General features: G+C 37.6%; 22 protein-coding genes and 2 pseudogenes. 11 read left to right on the top strand and 13 right to left on the bottom strand.

Going from position 1 to position 21,989, the window contains the following annotated elements:
- The first annotated feature begins 51 nt into the window (after nt 1-51).
- Together H131_RS03485 and H131_RS03480 are read left to right on the top strand one after the other, a co-directional pair.
- Nucleotides 52-912 (top strand): PucR family transcriptional regulator, encoded by an 861-nt coding sequence (locus H131_RS03485; RefSeq protein WP_010857667.1) that lies wholly within the window; start codon nt 52-54, stop codon nt 910-912.
- A 108-nt stretch (nt 913-1,020) separates the two neighbouring features.
- Entirely contained in the window at nt 1,021-2,106 is a 1,086-nt protein-coding gene (locus H131_RS03480; RefSeq protein WP_010857666.1) for an ABC transporter ATP-binding protein, read from the top strand.
- Between the two features lie 183 nt (nt 2,107-2,289).
- On the opposite strand, the gene H131_RS03475 is transcribed toward H131_RS03480, so the two are convergent.
- The 8 genes from H131_RS03475 to H131_RS03445 all read right to left on the bottom strand — a co-directional run bounded on the left by H131_RS03475 (nt 2,290) and on the right by H131_RS03445 (nt 10,625).
- A complete protein-coding gene (locus H131_RS03475) occupies nt 2,290-3,162 on the bottom strand; it encodes a MurR/RpiR family transcriptional regulator (RefSeq protein WP_010857665.1) in 873 nt (290 codons plus the stop codon).
- 151 nt (nt 3,163-3,313) lie between these two features.
- Complete coding sequence (gene murQ, locus H131_RS03470) at nt 3,314-4,222, bottom strand: N-acetylmuramic acid 6-phosphate etherase (protein ID WP_010857664.1); 909 nt, start codon at nt 4,220-4,222, stop codon at nt 3,314-3,316.
- A gap of 128 nt (nt 4,223-4,350) precedes the next feature.
- On the bottom strand, nt 4,351-5,178 hold the full coding sequence (locus tag H131_RS03465) for a carbohydrate ABC transporter permease (RefSeq protein WP_010857663.1): 828 nt from the start codon (nt 5,176-5,178) through the stop codon (nt 4,351-4,353).
- Nucleotides 5,179-5,188: 10 nt separating this feature from the next.
- Entirely contained in the window at nt 5,189-6,037 is an 849-nt protein-coding gene (locus H131_RS03460; protein ID WP_419185158.1) for a carbohydrate ABC transporter permease, read from the bottom strand.
- A 356-nt stretch (nt 6,038-6,393) separates the two neighbouring features.
- Nucleotides 6,394-7,689, bottom strand: a complete 1,296-nt coding sequence (locus H131_RS03455) for an ABC transporter substrate-binding protein (protein ID WP_010857661.1) — start codon at nt 7,687-7,689, stop codon at nt 6,394-6,396.
- A gap of 16 nt (nt 7,690-7,705) precedes the next feature.
- The gene (locus H131_RS03450; RefSeq protein ID WP_010857660.1) at nt 7,706-8,725 is read right to left on the bottom strand and encodes a serine hydrolase domain-containing protein; all 1,020 of its coding nucleotides are present in this window, start codon (nt 8,723-8,725) and stop codon (nt 7,706-7,708) included.
- A gap of 235 nt (nt 8,726-8,960) precedes the next feature.
- Nucleotides 8,961-9,095, bottom strand: a complete 135-nt coding sequence (locus H131_RS25815; RefSeq protein ID WP_268890957.1) for a hypothetical protein — start codon at nt 9,093-9,095, stop codon at nt 8,961-8,963.
- Between the two features lie 135 nt (nt 9,096-9,230).
- Nucleotides 9,231-10,625 (bottom strand): L-cystine transporter, encoded by a 1,395-nt coding sequence (locus H131_RS03445; protein ID WP_010857659.1) that lies wholly within the window; start codon nt 10,623-10,625, stop codon nt 9,231-9,233.
- Nucleotides 10,626-10,814: 189 nt separating this feature from the next.
- Here H131_RS03445 and H131_RS22975 point away from each other — a divergent pair, with 189 nt between their 5' ends.
- From H131_RS22975 to H131_RS26030, 3 genes and pseudogenes are all read left to right on the top strand, one after another.
- The gene (locus tag H131_RS22975; RefSeq protein WP_155242363.1) at nt 10,815-10,955 is read left to right on the top strand and encodes an SDR family NAD(P)-dependent oxidoreductase; all 141 of its coding nucleotides are present in this window, start codon (nt 10,815-10,817) and stop codon (nt 10,953-10,955) included.
- A 156-nt stretch (nt 10,956-11,111) separates the two neighbouring features.
- Entirely contained in the window at nt 11,112-11,255 is a 144-nt protein-coding gene (locus H131_RS24195; protein WP_155242362.1) for a hypothetical protein, read from the top strand.
- 21 nt (nt 11,256-11,276) lie between these two features.
- Nucleotides 11,277-11,405: pseudogene (locus H131_RS26030) on the top strand (SDR family oxidoreductase); the annotation flags it as partial.
- A 229-nt stretch (nt 11,406-11,634) separates the two neighbouring features.
- On the opposite strand, the gene H131_RS03435 reads toward H131_RS26030, so the two are convergent.
- Both H131_RS03435 and H131_RS03430 read right to left on the bottom strand, forming a co-directional pair.
- A complete protein-coding gene (locus H131_RS03435) occupies nt 11,635-12,585 on the bottom strand; it encodes a GGDEF domain-containing protein (RefSeq protein ID WP_010857655.1) in 951 nt (316 codons plus the stop codon).
- Nucleotides 12,545-13,444, bottom strand: a complete 900-nt coding sequence (locus tag H131_RS03430; protein ID WP_010857654.1) for an EAL domain-containing protein — start codon at nt 13,442-13,444, stop codon at nt 12,545-12,547. The genes H131_RS03435 and H131_RS03430 overlap by 41 nt, the downstream gene beginning before the upstream one ends.
- A 629-nt stretch (nt 13,445-14,073) precedes the next feature.
- Between H131_RS03430 and H131_RS03425 the strand changes: the two genes are divergently transcribed.
- The 4 genes from H131_RS03425 to H131_RS03410 all read left to right on the top strand — a co-directional run bounded on the left by H131_RS03425 (nt 14,074) and on the right by H131_RS03410 (nt 18,029).
- Nucleotides 14,074-14,259, top strand: a complete 186-nt coding sequence (locus tag H131_RS03425) for a hypothetical protein (RefSeq protein ID WP_010857653.1) — start codon at nt 14,074-14,076, stop codon at nt 14,257-14,259.
- Nucleotides 14,249-15,667: an amidase gene (locus H131_RS03420; protein ID WP_010857652.1), complete on the top strand. Its 1,419-nt coding sequence runs from the start codon at nt 14,249-14,251 to the stop codon at nt 15,665-15,667. The genes H131_RS03425 and H131_RS03420 overlap by 11 nt, the downstream gene beginning before the upstream one ends.
- Before the next feature lie 215 nt (nt 15,668-15,882).
- Nucleotides 15,883-17,040, top strand: a complete 1,158-nt coding sequence (locus H131_RS03415) for a PucR family transcriptional regulator (protein ID WP_010857651.1) — start codon at nt 15,883-15,885, stop codon at nt 17,038-17,040.
- Nucleotides 17,041-17,147: 107 nt separating this feature from the next.
- A complete protein-coding gene (locus tag H131_RS03410; protein ID WP_010857650.1) occupies nt 17,148-18,029 on the top strand; it encodes a DMT family transporter in 882 nt (293 codons plus the stop codon).
- A gap of 66 nt (nt 18,030-18,095) precedes the next feature.
- Here the strand turns inward: H131_RS03410 and H131_RS03405 are convergent, their stop codons facing one another.
- On the bottom strand, nt 18,096-18,671 hold the full coding sequence (locus H131_RS03405) for a YitT family protein (RefSeq protein WP_010857649.1): 576 nt from the start codon (nt 18,669-18,671) through the stop codon (nt 18,096-18,098).
- 167 nt (nt 18,672-18,838) lie between these two features.
- Between H131_RS03405 and H131_RS03400 the strand changes: the two genes are divergently transcribed.
- Both H131_RS03400 and H131_RS25185 read left to right on the top strand, forming a co-directional pair.
- Nucleotides 18,839-20,149, top strand: coding sequence for a DUF2252 domain-containing protein (locus H131_RS03400; RefSeq protein ID WP_010857648.1), 1,311 nt, complete (start codon nt 18,839-18,841; stop codon nt 20,147-20,149).
- A 200-nt stretch (nt 20,150-20,349) separates the two neighbouring features.
- Nucleotides 20,350-20,667 (top strand): annotated as a pseudogene (locus H131_RS25185) (IS5/IS1182 family transposase); the annotation flags it as partial.
- Nucleotides 20,668-20,879: 212 nt separating this feature from the next.
- Here the strand turns inward: H131_RS25185 and H131_RS03395 are convergent.
- Nucleotides 20,880-21,401, bottom strand: a complete 522-nt coding sequence (locus H131_RS03395) for a DUF2179 domain-containing protein (RefSeq protein ID WP_010857647.1) — start codon at nt 21,399-21,401, stop codon at nt 20,880-20,882.
- Nucleotides 21,402-21,614: 213 nt separating this feature from the next.
- Nucleotides 21,615-21,866 carry a lyase family protein gene (locus H131_RS23405; protein ID WP_419185157.1) on the bottom strand — a complete coding sequence of 84 codons (252 nt, stop codon included), beginning with the start codon at nt 21,864-21,866 and terminating at the stop codon, nt 21,615-21,617.
- Nucleotides 21,867-21,989 lie beyond the last annotated feature (123 nt).

Raw genomic sequence — 21,989 nt, 5'->3', positions numbered from 1 at the left:
GGCGATTCATCGATTCCTTATAACGTATCGATATTGAAAGGATGTGTTTACATGGACCCTTCGAAGCTTCAACAACGATTCCCCTTATTAAAGCCTTTTAAAGGTATACATACCGAGGGTTACTTATTTAACTTTGATGACCAACTTTTTGAAATACCAAAGCACGCCATTACAAAAGATGAACTTGAGCTTTTACGAATTTTCTCAGGTCCACTTATTATTTCTACCTTGCAAGATACAGCTTGGCATAAGTATTTAACCAATCAAACTGATACTATACCCGCTCCTATTCAGAACCATCGCCTACTGTTTTTACACTTTGAAAAGGTTTTTACTGACGCTAATCTCCTACGTACAACGTTTGAGGCGTTGCTTGGTAAAAAAATATTACTAATGTCTTTAAATGAGCATCTATTTGTAGTTATCGAACAAATTACAGATAACGAGCTGCTAAACTTCACCTACTATATTGATCTCTTAAGCGAAGATTTAGAAGCGAATTTAAAAATTTTCGTATCAGATATACTACCGGATATTAAGATAACCAAAACACGATTTAGCTGGTTTTCATCATTACAATCATCAATCTGGGATCATACTCCAAAGCATGTACTTACACAACAAGAATTACTTATTCCTTATTTAACACTTTTGCTAGACTCACAGGAAAAAGCTATGTTCATTACTTCAATTTTAAAAGACGCTGCTGAACACCAGGAATTATTACAAACTGTCAAGCAAGTCATTACATGCGAAGGGAATATTTCCCTTGCAGCTAAAAAATTATTTATGCATCGCAATACCTTACAAAACCGAATGGATAAGTTTCAGCACCTTACGCACAAAGATATTCGACTATTTGAACATAGGCTTGAGGTGTTTCTTGCTATTTCCCTTTATGATTCCTTGTAAGTCACGTTGCACAGTTTCACGTTAAAAAACTGTGCATGATTGCTCTATCCTGCTACGTATTCTTTTTTTACACTATACGTATCACGACTATAAGGAAGGATGTGGCACATGACGGAATTACGCTTGGAGCATATCTATAAGATTTACGATAAAAATGTGCAAGCTGTAACAGATTTCAATTTGCATATTCACGATAAAGAATTTATTGTTTTTGTCGGTCCCTCAGGGTGTGGGAAAACGACTACACTTCGTATGATTGCAGGCTTAGAAGATATTTCAAAGGGTGAATTGTATATTGATGATGTCCTCATGAACGATGTGGAGTCAAAGGATCGCGGTATTGCCATGGTGTTTCAAAGCTACGCACTCTATCCCCATATGTCGGTTTACGATAATATGGCGTTTAGCTTAAAGCTTAGAAAAGTTGAAAAAAAGGAAATCGACCGACGTGTGATAGAAGCCGCGAAAATTTTAGGCTTAGAAGATTACTTAAAACGCAAACCGAAGGCGTTATCAGGCGGACAAAGACAGCGTGTTGCATTAGGGCGCGCCATTGTCCGTGATGCTAAAGTCTTTTTAATGGATGAACCTCTTTCCAACTTAGACGCGAAATTACGTGTACAAATGCGTGCCGAAATCCAAAAACTACACCAACGTATTCAAACAACAACAATTTATGTCACACATGACCAAACCGAAGCGATGACGATGGCCACACGTCTCGTTGTGATGAAAGACGGGCTCATTCAGCAAATTGGTGCACCAAAAGAAGTATATGACCATCCGAATAATATGTTTGTAGCAGGCTTTATTGGCTCACCCTCCATGAATCTATTTCATGGACAGCTCACTGATAATGAGGTAAAAATAGGCGCTTTCAACTTCCCTATTCCTGAAAGTTATTTACGAACTTTACAAGAAAAAGGCTATTTAGGAAAAGATATTGTTCTCGGTATTCGTCCTGAGGATTTACAACTTACATCTACAACAGCTTCTTATACTTTTGACACAACGGTGGATGTAGCAGAATTGCTAGGTGCAGAGGTATTCATCTACGCTTCATTAGCAGGTCAATCTGTCATTGCCCGTGTAAATTCCGATACAGCATGTCATCCAAATGACAGGGTAACCATGCTGATAAAAGACAACAAAATTCATTTCTTTGACCCTGAAACAGAAGAACGAATTTATTAATCATCTGGGGCTGTCTAAAAACCCTTCAAACAATAATGCCCATCTTCTTATATGGTAAAAATCGGCTTCGTTTTCCGTGGGCGAGACCTGAGCCACAGGAGTCTACGCGGATTTTTACATTTGTATCAAAAGATAGCATAATAGGATACCACTAAGCATATTGTTTTTACTTTTGGGACAGCCTCATTTTTTACGTTTTGCTACCTTCTTATGTAAATCCTCGATTACAGAGCGTGTCGTGTCTAGATAATTGATTGTTTGTTCATATGAGCTAGTAGCCACGCACATAAATAAAATATCAATAACATGTAGTTGTGCAAGTCGTGATGATGTAGCACCGCTTCTAAATGTTGCTTCTACATTTGGCGATGTATATAAACAAATACCTGCCAGGCTAGACACTAGCGAGTTACCATAGCGCGTCAAACTAATGGTTGTCGCTGGTGTTTCATTTGCTACCTCTAAAATTTTTGCCACTTCATGCGTTTCACCTGAAAATGATATCCCCACGACCACATCCCCTGCCTCAGCATTGACAACTGCTGTAGCGCCTAAATGTAGGTCCATCAGCGCCATACTATTTTTATTAATACGCAAAAATTTCTGGCCCGCATCCATTGCCGCAATACCTGATGCACCAACACCAAAAAAGAAAATCCGTTTTGCCTGTGATAGTGCGGTTACCGCTCTTAATAGCTCTTTCTCATCAATTAGGTCTGCAGTTTCCCGTAAAATTTGACTGCTTTGAGTCGTCACCTTCTCTACAATAGATTGTAAGGGTTCATTCGGCTCGATATCACGATCATCTACCTTTTCACGCTGTAAATCCCCTGCAATTCGCAACTTCAGCTCTTGTATACCGCTAACATTTAACGATTTACAGAGACGAATCACGGCTGCTCCGCTTGTTTTACTTGCTTCCCCTAACTCAACAGCAGTCATTTTAATGGCCTTCGTGGGATTTTCTAAAATATAGGTAGCCACCTTGCGTTCTGAAGGAGGAAGCCTTTCCTCCATTTCCGCAAGCATAATTAACCCTGCATTGATTTTCTCCATTTACAATCAACTCCGTTTTTCAATATGTACTTCTAATTAACTATCTTCTCTATTCGCGGGTTTCCAGTTTCTATTTGTGGGTATTACTTTAAACTATTAAGGGGAATGGAGCTGTTTCAAAAACAATTTGAATTAGCTCCATCTACTATAATTACAGTTTTTTCTTTAACCCCATTGCTGCACGTACATGTCCCTCTGATTGTGCCAATAATTGCTCGGCTTGTTCATACGTTGTCTCCATTAAAAGCATAATAATGGCGGGTTTCACTTTATAATCAGTTTGCATTAATACGCATTCAGCCTCTTTATAGGTTACACTCGTTGCATCACTAACAATCTTTTTAGCCCGTTCACGTAATTTAAAATTACTTGCATGAACATCCACCATTAAATTCTTATACACTTTCCCCAGTTTAATCATTGTTGTTGTCGTAATCATATTAAGAATTTGCTTATGGGCAGTTGCTGCCTTCAGTCTTGTTGATCCCGTTAAAATTTCTGGTCCCGTCATTACCTCTATCGCTATATGTGCATAGTCACTAATTATTGATTGTGGATTACTCGTGAGGCTTACCGTTGTTGCACCCATTTGTTGTGCATAAACGAGCGCACCCTTTACAAATGGGGTTCTTCCACTTGCGGCAATACCAATAACAATATCCCGCGCTTGTAAGAATCGATTTTGTAAAGCTTCTTGCCCTAAAGCTTCATTATCCTCTGCACCTTCGACAGCGACTACGACTGCGTCTAAGCCACCTGCTAACACCGCCTGTACGAGCTCCGATGATGTACTGAACGTCGGCGGACACTCGACTGCGTCTAATAAACCTATACGACCACTCGTCCCTGCACCTACGTAAAATAATCGCCCCCCATTTTTTATCGCTTTGATGACTGCTTCAATCGTCCGCTCAACTTCAGGTAACACTTTGGCAATTGCTTGCGGAATCTTCAAATCTTCTTCGTTCATAAGCTGTACGATTTCAGTGATAGACATTAAATCTAAGTTTGTCGTTTTTGGATGACAGCCTTCTGTTGTCAACTTTGTCAATCGATCCATCGAAGTCAGGTCCCTCCTGCCTTATTCTCATTATCTGAATTACACTACATTTCTTTGAAGGGATGTCGATTTCATATTTGAGCATACCCTTGTTCCTTTCTCTAAGTTCACGTAACGATGGAGGTGCTTCACTTAACTGCTCCGGCAGTCAATCCTTCCATAAACTGTTTGGATGCTATGAAAAACAACAGTATCATAGGCAACGACGCAAGTGTTAATCCTGCAAATAGCGAACCCCAATCCGCAGAATGTTCTCCAAATAACGACATCATCCCAACCGGAATCGTACGTTTTGATTTATCGGTAATGAAAATAAGCGGGAAGAAAAAATCATTCCAAGCAGCGATAAAATTAATAATCACTACTGTACCAAGTGCAGGCCTCATTAAAGGTAGCACTACATGCCAAAGTATGCGTAAATTACCAGCCCCATCAATACGCGCCGCCTCTTCTAACTCATACGGCATTGTCCTGAAAAATCCCGTTAAAATTAGCATTGTTAAGGGGATGCCAGTAGCGATATTCATGAAGACAAGTGACCATAATGAATTAATAAGCCCTAAGTCACGCATTAATATAAATAAAGGAACAATACCAAGCTTAATGGGAATCATCATTCCTAACAAAAAGATGAAAAATAATGCATTATTCCATGAAAATTTAAAGCGTGCAATATAGAAGGATGCCAATGAACAGATTACGACAATCAATACAACTGATACGATGCTAACAAAGACGCTATTCATAAAATACGTTGTAAATGGAATTTTTGACAATAACGTACGGTAAGTATCTAAGCTAAAACTGGTCGGTAACCCTAAAGGATTTTTGTATATTTCAACACTTGTCTTAAAAGATGATAACAACATTAATACAATCGGATACAAACTAATAGTCGCCACGGCAAATACCACAATATAATAAAACGGACGCGTCCAGATTGTGCCCTGCTTCATCTACTCCCCCCTACATCTGTACGTCTTTTTTATTGGCAAAACGTAAAAATACCGTAGTACAAATTAAAATGAATAAAAATAAAACTGTAGCTAGTGCTGAACCTAAACCAATCGCTGTTGTACCGGATGCCGTTGAGCTGCCAAATGCTAAACGGTAAAAGAATACAGCCAGTGTATCCGTTGAATAATAGGGTTCACCCATTGACCCCTGCATAGCATAGACAAGCTCAAAAGCTTCGAATGATTGAATAAAGGTTAACACGCCCATAATCGTAATTGAAGGTACCATTAACGGCAGATAGATCTTACGTAATAGTGTAAAGCCCTTTGCTCCATCTAACCTTGCCGCCTCTATTAACTCCCCCGGAATGCTCTGGAACCCAGCTAAGAAAATGAGAACCCCAAAGCCCAAACCAAACCAACAGTTCACTAAAATAATGGCGATTAAGGCTGTATCGGGATCTCCCAGCCACGCTCGTTGTAAGCTCTCCAAACCGATTTTCTCAAAAATAAAATTCAATGTACCAAAATTGGGATTTAAAATTAACTTCCATAAAAATCCTACAACAATGACCGATAATAAGCGTGGTAAAAAAAATGCTGCTTTAAAAAACGCTGCGCCTTTTATTTTTTGATAAATAATAAAAGCAAGAAAAAGAGCGAGACCATTCATGACGACCATTTGTATTACAAAATACATCACATTATGTTTAAAAGCGTTCCAAAACATAGATCCATAAGGCTCTATCGTAAATAATGTCACGAAATTTTGAAAGCCTATAAAATTCCCTCTGGACATGCCTTTCCACTCGAAAAAACTATAGGAAAGAGCCGCTAAAATCGGATATAACACAAACATACCGTATATCACTAATGCTGGTATCGGAAACAAATGTATCGTCCACCTTGCCCAAGTTTTCTTCTTTTTTGAAGGCGTAACTGTCACTGTTTTCAATATCTAACACCCCCCTCTCAAGTCCTAGAAGGTAAAACCCCACCAACTTCTCCTGAAGTACTAGTGGGGCCAAATTTAAAAATAAAAAATTATAATACATTTCTTACTTTATTTAGGCATAATGCCATCAAGGTTATTTAGTAGAAAGTCATTTTCACTTGGTACTCTCTTACGTTCAGGACATACTAATGACGAGTCCCCCCATTAGGCAGTCGTTTTATCAGTACCAGTTAAAGGGTGAGTTGTTGTTGAAGTCTTTTCTATTTTTGGAATGGTGTGAACCAAGTTTTTGCATTGTCCTGCACTTTTTTCGCAACCTCTTCTTGCTTCACTTGACCTAAATACATACCTTGTAATTCAGTTTCAAGCACGGTCTTTGTTGTTGGGTCTCCACCAGTGAAGTTGGTTACCCACATGTATGGCGTTGCTTCGCTCTCCGTTGATTTACTTAAATCATTTAACAATGCGTTGTCAGATGAAATACCAGGGATTGCACTAATCATTGAGAATTCTTTTACGAATAGCTCACCAAATTCTTTTGTTGTTAAAAATGCTAAAAATACTTTAGCAGCCTCTTTATTTTTAGATTTTGCATTAATTGCAAATGAACCATCCACCCATGTAGTCACAGTTTTGTTACCCGCTTTTGATGGCATCGGGAAGTAACCGAAATCTAAATCTGGATTCATTTCTAACACGACAGGAATCTCCCAGCTACCTAAAGGAAACATTGCTGCTTCTTCCAGCGCAAAGAGGGTGCGAATATCATCCATACCTAACCCCTCTGAATTTGCAGGAAAATATTTTTTCAAATCATTCATTACTTGAATGGATTCTATAAAGGCTGGATCAGTAAAATCCTTTTCACCTGCAAGCACCGCCTTGTAAAAATCATTCCCTTCATAGATAGCAGGCCCTACAATACCGTGTAGAAGAGATAATAACCAACTTTCCTTCGTTCCCATTGCAATCGGTGTAATGCCCTTTTCTAGTAATGTATCATTCAATTCAATAAATTCATCCCAAGTTTTTGGTACTTCAAGCCCATTATCTGCAAAAATCTTTTTGTTGTAGAAGAACTGTGTAGAACTCAAATTAATCGGGACGCCATATTGATTGCCATCCGCATCTTTTGAAGCAATTAATGCCTCTTCTGGATAAGTGCTTAAACCCTGCAAATCGTTAATTTTTTCAACGAAGCCCGCCTCAGCTAGCTTTAAACCCGCTGCGTATGGACGTAAGTGGAAAATATCTGGCCCTTCCCCTGCCTGTAATGCTGTATTAAGCACTGTATTGTATTCGGTATTTTTTGTTGGGTTAAAAGAAACTTTAATTTCAGGATGTTTTTCATTGAACAGGGCAATAACTTTTTCGTATTTGGCAACATCCTCTGTCCGCCAACTACCAATTGTTAACGAAACCTCTTCGACTGTATCGTCATCCGTATTTGTAACAGGCACTGTTTCTTTGGCTGATTTTTCACTTGAAGAACAGCCTACTAAGGCCGCTACTAGTAACAAAAAAATCATAAATAACCATCTGTTCGTCTCTTTCATAACCGTCATCCACCTTTCATGTAATTAGTTCTTCAAAAATCTTCGTATGAATTTTTTCTCTAATCTCCATAAAACCAGTGTCTCTCCCATAATGAACAGCGTTTGTTAATAAAATGACGAAGGCTTTTTTCACCGGATCCATCCAGACACTAGTGCCCGTAAAGCCTGTATGACCAAAAGACCCCCTAGTCCACCTCCTACCAAAACAATATGAAGAATCGTTTCCATTCCAAACTTCAAAGCCAAGCCCTCTGTTATCAATTATTTTTGTATATGCTAAAGTCATCCAATCGTTTGGTATGACCGACTGCTGCGTAATACCTAACCAATATTGTGCATATGTCGCTAAATCTTCTGCACATGAAAATAAACCTGCACTGCCGGATACTTCTTGAAGTTGCAGTGCCTTTTCATCATGTACAATCCCCTGTACAAATTTACCTGCATTCATTTCTGTCGAAGCTGCTCGCTTTTGTTGCTCTTTTACTAGTTTATATTGTGTATAATGCATCCCCCACGGCTTACTAATTTCTCTTTCTACGAAATAATCAAGAGATTGGCAGGTAACCCGTTCGATGATTTTCCCTAATAAAATCATCCCTAAATCACTATATAACACTTGCTTGCCCGGATGGCCCTTTATACCGGATGATAATACTTCCTTCATGACATCCCTTTGATGGTGTCTTCTTACTGGCGGAATTAAATCAGCTGCTAATCCTGAGCTATGCTGTAAAAGATGCTGAATTTTTACTGTTGGAAATTTAAACTCTGGCAAAAAATTTTGTACTGTATCTGTGAGCTTTATTTCATTCCTACTAAGTAATAACAAAGTTGCAGGCAATGTCGCCACGACTTTCGTCAACGATGCCAAATCAAACAATGTATTGGTCGTTACATTTTGTATCGTTAAATCTGCAGCATTATAGTTTCCAAAGCTTTGCGTCATCAGTCGCTTGTCTTGTTGTTGTACGATAAGGACGCCACCTGGAATTCTTCTCTCCGCAACTAAACTATTCATGTATGCATGAATCATATTAGCACCTCATGGATTTAATTCGAAATTTTCTGTAAATTAATACTATAAAATAAAATGATAAATAACAACATAAATTTTAAAATATTTTTTCAGAATTTCACGCATAAATCAACGCTCGCTCACAATGTCGTTATGATGACAAGTTAAAAGGGTTACCTTCAAAAGTTGTTTTGCAACGAACTTAAAGATAACCCTCATTTGTTTAACAAATTATTAAATTTATATCTCTAATCTAATTTTCAACATATGACACTGCAAGGCGAATAATTTCTTCCCTTTGGACATTTCCTCTAATTTCAAAAGTAATAATCTGCTCGCTTTTGTTTTTCACTAACATCGTTGCTTTTTCACGATAAATATTCTCCACTAAAAATCCCCCCTTTTTGTATTCATAGAAACTATGCATTGAACACAAAAAAGGTTCAATTTACTTTTTATTGTAATTATATACAAATAAAAAGAGCTACTCTCCAGAAAAAATGGAGAAGTAACTCTTTATGTCTTAAAGATCTGCTACCTGTGCGCTAACAGCTTTATTATTATAAACTTCTGTATCTAACTCTTTTGTAACACGTGCGGTTGCAACACCTGCTGTCATCGAACCACTTACATTAAGTGCAGTTCGCCCCATATCAATTAAAGGCTCCACTGAGATTAGGATTCCCGCAAGTGCTATTGGTAAATCAAGTGCTGATAATACTAGGATGGCTGCGAATGTTGCCCCACCACCGACACCAGCTACACCAAACGAACTGACTGCTACTACTGCAATTACAGTAATGATAAACACAGGATCTAGCGGATTAATGCCGACTGTTGGAGCGATCATAATCGCAAGCATAGCTGGATAAACACCAGCACAGCCATTTTGACCAATCGATAATCCAAACGAACCTGAGAAGTTTGCAATACCTTCTGGTACACCAAGTCGCCCTGTTTGCGTTTTAATATTCATCGGTAACGCACCCGCACTTGAACGAGAAGTGAAGGCGAATAATAATGTTTCCGCTGATTTTTTTAAATACGTAAATGGATTTAAGCCACTTAACGAAATGATTAGTAAATGTACAAGTAACATAATGATTAATGCTACATAAGATGCAATTACAAATTTACCCATATTGTAAATTGCACCGAAATCTGATGTTGCAACTGTACGAGCCATGATAGCTAAAATACCATATGGTGTTAAGCGTAAAACAATTGTTACGACACCCATAATAAGTGCATAGATTGCATCTAGTCCTTTTTTAATCGTAGCGCCTGTTGCTTCATCTTTACGTGCTACACGTAAATAGGCGAAACCTAAGAATGCTGCGAATATAACAACAGCAATCGTCGATGTTGAACGAGCACCAGTTAAATCAAGGAATGGGTTCGCTGGGAACAATTCAATAATTTGTGTTGGTAAATCGGGTGCTGTCATGCCACTTGTTTTTTCTTCCAGATATGCACCACGTTCAGTTTCAGCATCACCGTGCATAATTTGTGTTGCATCAAGATCAAAAATGGTTGCTGATAGAATACCAACGCCCGCTGAAACAGCTGTTGTACCAATTAAAATGGCTAAAATAAGTGCTGCCATTTTCCCAAAGTTTTTGCCAATAGTCATTTTCGTAAAGGCAATTAAAATGGAGATGAATATTAATGGCATCGCGACCATTTGAAGCAATTTTACATAACCGGTACCAATGATGCTGTACCACGGTGTTGTTTCGGCTAAAACTTGCGAATCAATACCGTAAAATAATTGAAGTCCAAGACCGAGTGCGATACCCAAGCCTAGACCTGCAAAAACACGATTTGAAAATTTTACGTGTTTTTTATTCATGACATATAAAATTCCAACGAACACAAGCAATATGGCTACGTTGAGAATGACTTGTAAAGTTGACAATTGAAAGCCCCCTAAGATGTTTTATTATATTGTAAATCGAATTATATACCGACAATACCTATTAATCAAGTATGTTTTATTCAGTTTAATAAATTCCCGCATTGGTAGGCGTTCTTTTCTTTGATTATGCCCTTAAAACGCCATACAATGAATTTACTAATGCTAAACTTTTTTCCAGTGAAGAATTTCATGGGGAAATTACAACATAAAGTAGCTATTATTTCAGATAGTGGTGAAGGTATCGGCAAAGAAATCGCACGTAAATATGCACAAGAAGGTGCAAAAGTTGTCATTGCAGATTTCAATGAAAGTACTTACAAAGGTTGCTGAAATTATCGAAGCTGGTTATGAAGCTTTTGGTGTGAAAGTAACGTAGCTACAGAAAAAGATGTGCAAAAATGATGGTGGATGCAGTTGCTCATTTTGGTCGTATAGATATTTTAGTCAAAAATGCAGGAGTTGGTGACAATATACACGTAGCTACAAATGCGGACGATATGGTCTGGCAATGCATTATGGACAAACGTTACAGGGTTGATGCGTGCTATTCGCCAAGCCTTACCAGTGTTTATGGAAAATGGTGGCGAAATGATTGTCAATACGGCCATCAATCGCTGGTTTAACAGGTGAACGTGCTGCCTAGCCTATAATACTGCTAAACATGCTGTTGTTGGCATGGCAAAAAATATCGCCTCTCACTACAGCCCACAAAATATTCGTTGCTATGCCGTTGCGCCAGGTCACGTAGCAACAGGCCTCACAGCAACGATGACAAGGTAGATCCGTTCGGAATGGAGCAACCTGTGTGGCGTAACCTTAATGCCAAAAGCAGGACAAGATTCAGATATCGCCAATATTGCACTATTCCTGGCTTCTGAGGATTCTGGACTCATCTACGGTGTAGCAATAGCTGCTGATGCTGACTGGAGTGCTTACTAATTCCACGAGATTTTTTATAAAATCAACTCAACTTTTTTATGCTTAGTACAAAACAAGAAACCTACCTCTTTTAATGGATGAGGTAGGCTTCTTGTTCATTGATAAGATAACAGCTTCCTGAGATTTTCTTACATTCTTTTTTTATGCGTGTGACTGCATCTGATAATTGTTCAACGGAATCAAATTGCCGATGTTCATTTGTAATGATTGCAATAGAAAGTGAAGTACAAGTGAAAGGCTCTAGTTTACCTAATCTATTTGGAATTTGTAACTGTACAATATCTTCAAGGTCGTAAAATCCTAAAATTTGCGAATCAAATTCGTCGATTATCCTTTGACAAATCGCCTTCACCTCATAATGTGGTAGAATGGCCACAAAATCATCGCCGCCAATATGCCCTAGAAAATCGTTTACTCCTGCAATATTCTTTTTCAAGATATCCGTCAAATAACACAGAACTTTATCGCCCTTATTAAAACCATAGGTGTCATTATAGGATTTAAAATGATCTAAATCAAAATAAATGAGGCTGTATTGCTGAAAATGCAAAGTCTCTTCTAACTTGTCATCAATTAATTTATTGCCAGGTAAACTACTAAGGGGATTTAAAAAACTTGCTATGGCTACCTGTGTTTCTACCAACTTTAATAATAGTTCTCGAATACTGACAACACCAAAGAAATAATCGTCTTTTGTCACAATCACATCGTCATATAAATCTTCTGCTCGTCGGCGCATCGCTTCTGTACTTACTTCCGTAATAGGTGTAAAACGGTCGACAATTAGTGGATCATCTTTAATAATTAGCTGATTTTGCCGACCCATAAATAAATTATAGCCATAACGTGTCCCAATTTTTTGATAGAAATGTGTGCGTGTAATATGTCCAATTGGTCTACCTTCCTGCACTACCACAACACTACGCAACGACGGATTACTTGTAAAAAGCAAATCTACCTCTTTATTTTTCACATATTCATCAATACAAGGAACGTTCTCTATGACTTCCCCTATTTTCATGGTCACCCACCCTTATTTTCCCCAAATGTATGTCCTTTGCGGGCTTCCCTATCGCGTATCCTTGTGCATAATGGATGCCCATTTGATGTAAATATTCGAGCTCCTCTTGACGTTCAATGCCCTCTGCAATAATTTTTGTTTCAGCTTGTACAGCATACTTCATTAACAATGTGACAAGCTGCTGCTGTTCGCTGTTCTTATCGATAAAATGAATTAGCGAACGATCCAGCTTGATGAATTCTGGCTTTAAATAAATAAGCGTTTTTAAGCTATTGTAGCCAGAGCCCATATCATCCACCGCAATTCGATAGCCCTGTGAACGGTAATTTGATAATACACGTTCAAATTCTACGAAATCTATTACTGCGCTACGCTCCGTCAACTCAAAAACAACCTGTTGCGGTTTTATGCCAAGCTCCTTTAATAATTGAAATGTTTCACCACTATGATACTTTTTATCGAGTAATACATTTGGATGAATATTAAGGAAAATCATAAAATCTTTGTCCATCATATCGCCATGCAATCGTTCCTTGAAACGCTGTAATGAGAAATTACGACAAAAGCATTCAAATAAAAAAACACAGTCTGTTTGTCCAACAAACTCATAAAACTGGTCGACACTGCTAAACAAATCCGAAGTCTCTGGTCGATTTAACGCCTCGAATCCCATCGTTTGCTTTGTTTGTAAATCGACAATAGGTTGAAAATACGTATGTAAATCCTTGTTCTGGATAATCTTTTTCAATGCTTTTAATCGTTTCATATATAAAGCATTATTTTGATGCTGGCCATATAAATACTTTATATAAGAATATAAATTGCTTGTTCTTATGCTTTGTCTCACAACAGACTCCATTCTGGCACCTCTTACATTGGTTATTAATAGCTATTGTACGCTTTCATTGTAAACGTACTGTGAATAGTATGTAAAAAGAGCTAGTGACCATACTGCTAACAAAGCAAGGCATTGCAGTCGCTACAATAAAAATAATCCATCCGCTCCCCTCATACATAGTAAAATTTACATAAAATACATTCTATGACATTCTATTTATTTGATATAATTTGCGGATAGTGTATGCTTGTAATAATAGTATTTTATTACCTTTTATAAGAATATGTGTTTCATCTAGTAAAACATGAATAGTTCATCAATTTTGTTCTTTATAGGGTAAACCTATTTAGATAAAGTGAAATTTCAATCAGTGGGGGTTTCTTCAAACCACTGATTGGTAGTTGAACCAATCGGGCTTTTACGGTCAGTTGATCAACCACCGTCATTTTAGGTGGGCGCCTTACTGACCGTTAAAGCGGGATAAAGTGAAACTTCAATCAGTGGGGGTTTCTTCATCCCCACTGATTGGTAGTTGAACCAATCGGGCTTTTACGGTCAGTTGATCGACCACCTCGTTTACTCGTTCTCATGGTGGACGTCTTACTGACCGTTAAAGCGGGAAAAATTATTATCAAGGGAGGATCATGTTAATGAGTTTGTCTATTCAACAACTATTGGAGAACAAAGGAATTGAAGCAAAATCTGAACACCTTGAGCTACTTAAAACACGATGGGAAGGCATGCAATCACTTCGCAGCAATTTAGAGGGCATTGCTATTGATGACGCGGATATCGCTATTCGCAACATACCTGGAGGTGACCATATTGACAACTGATTTACATTTGAAATCTGTAGAAGAATTGGCACCCTTAATTGAAAATAAAACCCTCTCTCCCGTCGAACTGACGAAGGCAATTTTACATTTTGCTGAGGAAAGCCAGCCAAAGATTAATGCTTACATGGCTTTTTATCACGATGAAGCTTTAGCTAATGCTAAAGAGGCAGAAAAAGAAATTTTAAATGGCCAATATCGAGGCATGTACCATGGCATTCCAATGGCATTAAAAGACAATCTATACTTTAAAGATAAAATAACAACGATGTCCTCGAAAATTCATAAGGATTTTGTGTCACATTATGATGCGACTGTTGTGGAAAAGCTCCGTGATGCGGGTGTCATTTTCACAGGAAAATTGAGTATGCATGAGTATGCTTGGGGTATTACAAATAATAATCCTCATTACGGACCTGTACGGAACCCGTGGGATTTAGATAAAATTCCTGGTGGATCTAGTGGAGGCTCTGGCGCGGCTGTTGCGGCAGGAGCTAGCGTAGCTTCATTAGGTACAGATACAGCAGGTTCGATTCGAATCCCTTCATCCGCATGTGGAATTGTTGGCTTAAAGCCTACTCACGGTCGTGTTAGTAAATACGGCTGTTACCCGCTTGCTTGGAGTTTAGATCACATTGGTCCAATGACAAAGACTGTTAAAGACGCTGCGGGTATGCTCGAGATTATTTCAGGCTTTGATCATCGCGACCCAACATGCGTTGATGTACCGACTGATAATTATGTACAACAGCTTACAGGCAATGTTAAAGATTTAGTCATCGGTGTTAATGAGGATTATTTCTTTAATCGTGTAGATTCAGATGTAGATCGTGCTGTTCGTACAAGCATTCAAAGTTTAGTTGACCAAGGAGCAAGGGTTGAGGTTGTAAAAATCCCATCCTTACAATATGCCGAATGGGCTGAGCTCATTACTTCCCTTTCGGAGGCAGCTGCTATCCATCACTCAGACTTACTGAAGAGACCACAAGATTTCGGGGATGATATCCGTCTTTTATTTGAACTTGGTGAATTACCGTCTGCTGTTGATTATTTACAGGCTCAACAGGTACGTAGACAAATCAAGCAAGAATTCACTCAAATTTTCAATCAGGTTGATGTCATGATTACCCCAACATTGCCTGTTGTAGCTAGTAGTATCGGTGATGATTTTGCCGAACTAAATGGCGAAAAAGTAGATTTAATTGACAATATAATTCGTTTTACTGGCCCAAGTAACTTAACAGGTTTACCGGCTCTCTCTGTTCCTTGTGGTTTCAAAGGGAACTTGCCTGTTGGTCTACAAATCATTGGACCAGCCTTTAAAGAAGGCCGTATCCTGAACGTTGGTTATGCAATTGAACAAACGAACCCCAAGAAAAACAGAAAGCCTAATATATTCGCTAACATTTAAATAGTAGATACTACGTAGCCGTCCATTCGTGGGCGGTTATTTATTTCACTGTAAGGAAAGTTCTAGTAATCCCTACCAATGGTCATCGAGATGAAAAAATTCATTAATTAGAGAATTAAAAATATAACATAGTATTTAAGTGATAATAGATTTTATAATAAGTATATAAACTATTTAACTCAAATCAATTACCAGAAAGGTTGCTAGATCCTCTAATGAACGTAAAAAACTTTTTGCAACTACCTATTACAAAGGATTTTACAGTTATTGCTGGTAGCAATGGATTACATAAACCTGTCCAAAACGTTGAAATTCTAGATTTTGAATTTTCACCTGATATTCAAACTGTTAGAGAAACGATTTTCACACCTAATAGCGTTGTTCTAAGCAGTTTATTATTTGCAAAACAAGAGCCAGAATATTTATTGAATGCGGTTAAAAGTCTGATCCAACTAGAAGCTAGTGCTTTAGCCTATAAACCCGTTATTTATAAAGATTTGCCCGGTGAAGTACTAGCTTTGGCAGAAGAACATCATTTCCCGATATTACGGTTTGGTGGAGATGAATTTTTTGAAAAAATCATTTTAGAAACAATGGCCTATGCAAAAACACAAGATTATACATTCTTTATAGCAACAATTATGAGGCGTCTAATTGACGAAGATGTCTCCGACGAACAAATAAAATCCTTTCTACAACAAATGAATAAAGCTTTTGAAAAGTATGTGTTCGTAGCAAATATTCAAATGAAGCAAACGGCAAATAATCAATGGATGCAACCTTTTTTTAACTTAGAGCCCCTATTGAAATCTGGCATTGTATGTACTTGTAAAAAAAGTATTTTTATCCTAATGACCAATCACTCTCAGCAGCTTCAATTTGAAAAACTACTGAACGAATGGCTTACAATGTATGATATTTCAACAGAGGGTATCACCATAGGTTATAGTGACGTTCACGTAACACAAACAGAACTTCATCTTGCCGTTCGAGAAGCCTTCTTTTCTCGTATGATGGCAGAAATTGAAATGACTCCTACTTGTCATTACAAAAATCTCGCTTCTGATTGTCTGCTTATTGAATTGTATCGTAAGGACACACCCTTTGTTATAAATTATGTAAGCAATTACTTAGGCCCCCTACTAGAAAGTAAGGTAGACCCTGATTTATTGAACACAGCTATAACCTTTGTTATTAAAAAAGGCAACATTAAAGAAGTAGCCGTTGCACACTACTGTCATCCAAACACCATTCGCTATCGCATGACGAAAATACGTCAGTTAATAGCACCATTAGAAAATGATTATGTTTTTTATGAACGCTTATCGACAGCCGTTAAATTGTACTTACTACATAGCAAGGTTGAAGAATGAACGGTAGCTTTGGAATAAGTACAAAAAAACGCCTGAATGTTTAGAATTACAGTCAAATTATTTTCTTTCTTCACATGCTATTCTTATTTAAGTCAGGAGGAAGAAAGATGAAACACTACATAGCTGATGGTATGCTACTTATTACTGCAATTGTTTGGGGAAGTGGATTTGTCATTACTGCCATTGCGTTAGAATATTTAACAGCGTATCAAGTGATGGCAGGAAGATTCTTATTAGCTTCGATTATACTCACGGTTTTATTTGGATACAGATTAAAAAAGGCTACAAAATCAGTTATATGGAAAGGCGTTCTATTAGGCACCATATTGTATATTGCCTTTTCTCTTCAAACAGTTGGTTTACAATATACAACACCCTCTAAAAATGCCTTTTTAACCGCTGTTAACGTCATCATTGTACCTATCATTGCCTATGCAGTTTATAAACGACGTATTGATGGCTATGAAATAATTGGCTCAATTATGGCTGTCGTAGGGATAGGTTGTTTGTCATTACAAGGATCTATGACCATGAATATCGGCGACATTTTATCACTAGCATGCGCAGTTGCCTTTGCTTTTGATATTTTTTGTACAAATCTTTTCGTTCAAAAGGAAGATGCCATTGCACTCACAATTATTCAATTCATAACAGCATCGTTCATAGGAATTTTGGTGGTAATCAGTACAGGTGAAATACCAGCAACACTTGAAAAAGAAGCCATCTATTCAATTGTCTATTTAGCCATTTTTTCAACTACGATTGCTTACCTTTTTCAAAATGTGGCAAATCAATATACCACCGCTACAAAGGCAGCCATTATTCTTTCGACCGAATCATTTTTCGGTATGGTATTATCGGTATTATTTTTACATGAAGTGTTAACCGGTCGTATGATTGTTGGCGCAGCACTCATTTTACTAGCGATTCTAATCGCAGAGATTAAACCCGCCTATCCAAAAAAGCGTATGATAAACAGTTCTCGGTAATAATCAAATGCACTTTTCTACGTCGATGTAAAATAGTTTCAGCTTGCTGAAGCTATTTTTTAGTCCCTAGTGATGATTATTGCTCGTAACAATACTCGTGGTAATCCCAACTACTAGAACAGTAATAATAGAAAGTAATAATGTACTAGAGGACAAAAGGAGCCCCCCAAATACAATAACAATTGAATCGATAAAGAAGATGAGTACGCCAACATTGATGCCTGTTTTATCGCATAGAAACTGAGCTATAAGATCAGTTCCACCAGTGCTTGTCTGAAATCGGAGCATCAAGCCAATACCAAAACCAACAAGAATCCCTCCTAAAATCGCACTATAGACTGCATCGATTTCAATCAGGTTTCGAACAGGCTTTAACAAATCAATGATAAAAGAAGAGCAGATTAATCCGTGCACACTATTATAGAAGTAAGACCTATATTTAAACCAAGCAATGATAAAAATTGGAATACTTAAAATGATAATCATCAAGCCAATTTTTAGTTTATATAAATAGTGTAAAATTAAAGCTAATCCCACAACTCCTCCATCTAAGATTTCATAAGGGGTTAAGAATAAATTGATTCCTAACGATAAAGAAATACTACCGATAATGATGACCAAGCCCTTCTTTAAAAAAAGCATACAACCTCCCTCCGAGCACTGAGCATGTACTATATTATGAAAGAATGGAATTGAACATGTTTTAGACTTTACTACATACAAAAATAACTTTTAATCCAACGAAACTTTCGTCTATAATGGCACGTATAATACTGTAAAATACCAATATTATGAAAAGAGGAATCTTGATGGAGCATGCCCTACTTGAGCAAGTAAAGCACACACGGATATTTTTACGAAAAGAACAACTAGAAACAATATTTGAAGAGTTTGATGTTCAACGTATGGGACTAAATGAGGAACAACGTTTAGAGAAATATCGTAAAATGCGAGAAAGTCCATTTCGTTTTTTCCGAGGAAGTGCCTATTTATTTTATTTTGATGTCACGAAAATGCCGTCCATCTTCCATACAGCCGATGTGAGGCCCACGTGGATTCAAGGTGATATGCATCTGGACAACTTTGGTGCGTTCCAAAATGAAACAGGGGCTATCGTTTTTGATGTCAACGATTTTGATGAGGGCTATGTTGGCTCTTATTTATACGATGTTGTTCGTATGAGCGTTAGTATTGCCCTATATCTCGAGGAGCAAGGCTTACATATTGCGGCTCAAAAAATGTCCATGCATCATTTTCTACAAGGCTATATGGATCAATTAAAACGATTCCAGCGTAAACAAGACGATCCTCTAACACTGACATTTACAAAGGACAACACTAAGGGACCAATCAAAAAGGTCTTAAAAAAGCTTGAGAACCGTCAACGGTCTCATTTTTTACAGGATATAACGAGCATTAACGATGACGGACAGCGTGTTTTCCTCTGGAATGAAGAGGTGCAGCCTGTATCTGAAGATGAACATTCTGCGATTTCTAATGTGCTATCAAACTATGTGATTAAAGATATCGCCATTAAACATGGCTCAGGGACTGCATCCATTGGTTTAAAACGCTATTATATTTTGGTAGATGGTGAGACAGACGCTCTAGGAGTAGAAGATTTAGTGCTTGAAATGAAGGAAGTACGTACGGCGATTCCTGCTTACTTCATGCCGTACAATGAGGCATTCTGGGCAAAGTATGAGCATCAAGGTGCACGTGTTGTCGGTACCCAAAAGGCCATGCATCACCTAGAGGACCCCCATTTAGCTTATGTTACGATCGATGGGCAAGAATATTATATTCGTGAGCGCTCACCTTATAAGAAAAAGGTCAAGCCTAAAAATTACAAAGACCTAGAGGATTATTTTGTCACAACATCGACTATGGGGCGTATCGCAGCAAAAATTCACGCACGGGCTGATATCGATTATTCCGATGTTTTTACCTACCATAGTGAGCATGAAATTTTAAACGCTATCGGTAAAGAGCGCAACGTCTTTATTGAAAGTACTATTTTACAAGCAATGCGCTACAAGGAAATCGTTTATGCAGACTATGAACTGTTCAAAACTTGGGTAGAAGAGAAATTTGAAGATCTAGTAACAGTTTCGGAGTGAATGAAACAAAACAGCTCATTTTAGCATGAACTGGCGTAGCGATGAGGAGACTGAAGCCATGCCGGCGAAAAGCGTCCACCATAGCGGAAAATAACGGATTCATATAGAGTCTTCTATTTGAAAAGAAAAAAGACTGAAAACAAACTGTTCCCGCAGAAGTCGCCGCCTGCACTCCAATCAACTAGTGTACGTCTATCGGTAACAAAGAACGTCGATTTCAAGACTCAGCTATATTTGAACACATTTTCTATCGCATCTTAAATGAAATTACCATCAAGGATTATGGAGCGCTGACCATGTCTTTATTGATTCGATACATGTGAAAGCTAGTGCGAACAAGCAGAAAATAGAAAAGAAAATCGTGCGCAAGAAAACGCGCGCTGAGGCGAAACGTCAAGAAGAGCGGAATCAAGACCGAGTGGATCATGGAAAGAAACCTTTTTCACCAGAGCAGTTTGAAAAGAAGTAATGAAAGAAATTAAGGTGAGTACGACAGACCTGAGAATGGCTACTATGTATATACGTTGCACAACCTTTAGCAAATTCAACCAAAATAACATCAAGACTCTTTCACGATATGATTTTGCTAAGATTTAAATGGAACGGTAATTCGTTATCATGTACATAAATGTCCTGTGAAATTTTTTAACCTCTGTCTACACGACAGAGGTCATTATCTAGTATGAGACTGTTATAAATTATTGTACTTAGCCCGCCCAAATAGGGAAACTTATTTAATTTTGGCTCTAACTCTGTCGAGCAGAAAACCGCCTTTAAATGATTTCGGCTCGTATGAAATAATAAATGCATTCGGTTCAAGTTGTTCTACTAATTGAAACAGCTCTACCTCGCGATTTCGCTTCGTCAAAATTTCATATTTATAACGATTACTGTCTCTGCCCTCTCCAACGTAAATCGTTACTGCAAAACCTTCATTACGTAACAATTTAACTAGGTCTTCGTTTTTATTTTGTGTATTGATTGTCGTATAGACATAGCCAATTGCAAGTTTGCGTTCGATTTTTGCCCCAACAAAAATGCCCAAACCAAAACCAACTGCATAAACAATCATTGCTAAAATACTTTGATCCCCATTAAATACAAGCGAAAGACCAAACACATAGATTAACATTTCTAGCATTCCAAACATCGCTGCAAGTAACGTCACATTTTTAACTAAGAATATTGTGCGTAATGTTAAAAAAGGCACATAGATTAGTTGTAGTAATAAAATCAGCAATATATTCTGCATTTTCAAAACCTTTCATTTTTTTAAAATTACATATTTCCTATCAATAATTAACTAGTAATGAAAAGGTCGCATTTAATAGTAAATACGCCTTAAAAACATATATTTACTTTTAAAATTACTATCAGTTCTACTCTTATATATTTATATTGACTAAATTAATAGGGTTTAAAAGATTATATGCGGATTCTTTGCTTAATAAACCTTTTTTGATAACTATTTCTTGAATTGTAGAATTAGTTTTAGATGCCTCCGCCAACAGCAGTAGCTAGCACCAATTACAATAGTTAAGCAATCTTGTTGTAGATTTAACAATTCCCTCTTTTGCTTTTTATTAAACATCAGGTTTGCTTTGAATTGTTGCCCAAAAGTCATTGAAAGAGCATCCTGTAAACATGTCCGTGATATTTTAATTATTGTTTGAAATTCATTCACTTTCCATTCTAGTGTGTCTTCTAACTCATTTATGATAGCAAGCCATTTTCATAGCACTTGATAACACATCATTTGTGAATGGGCTCCAGAAACTAAAACTCTCATTAAGTGATGCCAGCAATGTTTCAGAATAAACATTGTAGATTATAAAAATGC

It is taken from the genome of Lysinibacillus sphaericus OT4b.31, assembly GCF_000392615.1.
Taxonomy (GTDB): domain Bacteria; phylum Bacillota; class Bacilli; order Bacillales_A; family Planococcaceae; genus Lysinibacillus; species Lysinibacillus sphaericus_B.
Note: the sequence above shows the minus strand (reverse complement) of the source record. Positions and strands in the feature narration are given on the sequence as shown.

Bases quoted from the DNA above. Each gene is read 5' to 3' on its own strand.
- H131_RS03485 (WP_010857667.1), top strand. From the start codon at position 52: ATGGACCCTTCGAAGCTTCAACAACGATTCCCCTTATTAAAGCCTTTT.
- H131_RS03480 (WP_010857666.1), top strand. From the start codon at position 1,021: ATGACGGAATTACGCTTGGAGCATATCTATAAGATTTACGATAAAAAT.
- H131_RS03475 (WP_010857665.1), bottom strand. From the start codon at position 3,162: ATGGAGAAAATCAATGCAGGGTTAATTATGCTTGCGGAAATGGAGGAA.
- murQ (WP_010857664.1), bottom strand. From the start codon at position 4,222: ATGGATCGATTGACAAAGTTGACAACAGAAGGCTGTCATCCAAAAACG.
- H131_RS03465 (WP_010857663.1), bottom strand. From the start codon at position 5,178: ATGAAGCAGGGCACAATCTGGACGCGTCCGTTTTATTATATTGTGGTA.
- H131_RS03460 (WP_419185158.1), bottom strand. From the start codon at position 6,037: ATGTTTGTGTTATATCCGATTTTAGCGGCTCTTTCCTATAGTTTTTTC.
- H131_RS03455 (WP_010857661.1), bottom strand. From the start codon at position 7,689: ATGAAAGAGACGAACAGATGGTTATTTATGATTTTTTTGTTACTAGTA.
- H131_RS03450 (WP_010857660.1), bottom strand. From the start codon at position 8,725: ATGATTCATGCATACATGAATAGTTTAGTTGCGGAGAGAAGAATTCCA.
- H131_RS22975 (WP_155242363.1), top strand. From the start codon at position 10,815: ATGGGGAAATTACAACATAAAGTAGCTATTATTTCAGATAGTGGTGAA.
- H131_RS24195 (WP_155242362.1), top strand. From the start codon at position 11,112: ATGCGGACGATATGGTCTGGCAATGCATTATGGACAAACGTTACAGGG.
- H131_RS03435 (WP_010857655.1), bottom strand. From the start codon at position 12,585: ATGAAAATAGGGGAAGTCATAGAGAACGTTCCTTGTATTGATGAATAT.
- H131_RS03430 (WP_010857654.1), bottom strand. From the start codon at position 13,444: ATGGAGTCTGTTGTGAGACAAAGCATAAGAACAAGCAATTTATATTCT.
- H131_RS03425 (WP_010857653.1), top strand. From the start codon at position 14,074: ATGAGTTTGTCTATTCAACAACTATTGGAGAACAAAGGAATTGAAGCA.
- H131_RS03415 (WP_010857651.1), top strand. From the start codon at position 15,883: ATGAACGTAAAAAACTTTTTGCAACTACCTATTACAAAGGATTTTACA.
- H131_RS03410 (WP_010857650.1), top strand. From the start codon at position 17,148: ATGAAACACTACATAGCTGATGGTATGCTACTTATTACTGCAATTGTT.
- H131_RS03405 (WP_010857649.1), bottom strand. From the start codon at position 18,671: ATGCTTTTTTTAAAGAAGGGCTTGGTCATCATTATCGGTAGTATTTCT.
- H131_RS03400 (WP_010857648.1), top strand. From the start codon at position 18,839: ATGGAGCATGCCCTACTTGAGCAAGTAAAGCACACACGGATATTTTTA.
- H131_RS03395 (WP_010857647.1), bottom strand. From the start codon at position 21,401: ATGCAGAATATATTGCTGATTTTATTACTACAACTAATCTATGTGCCT.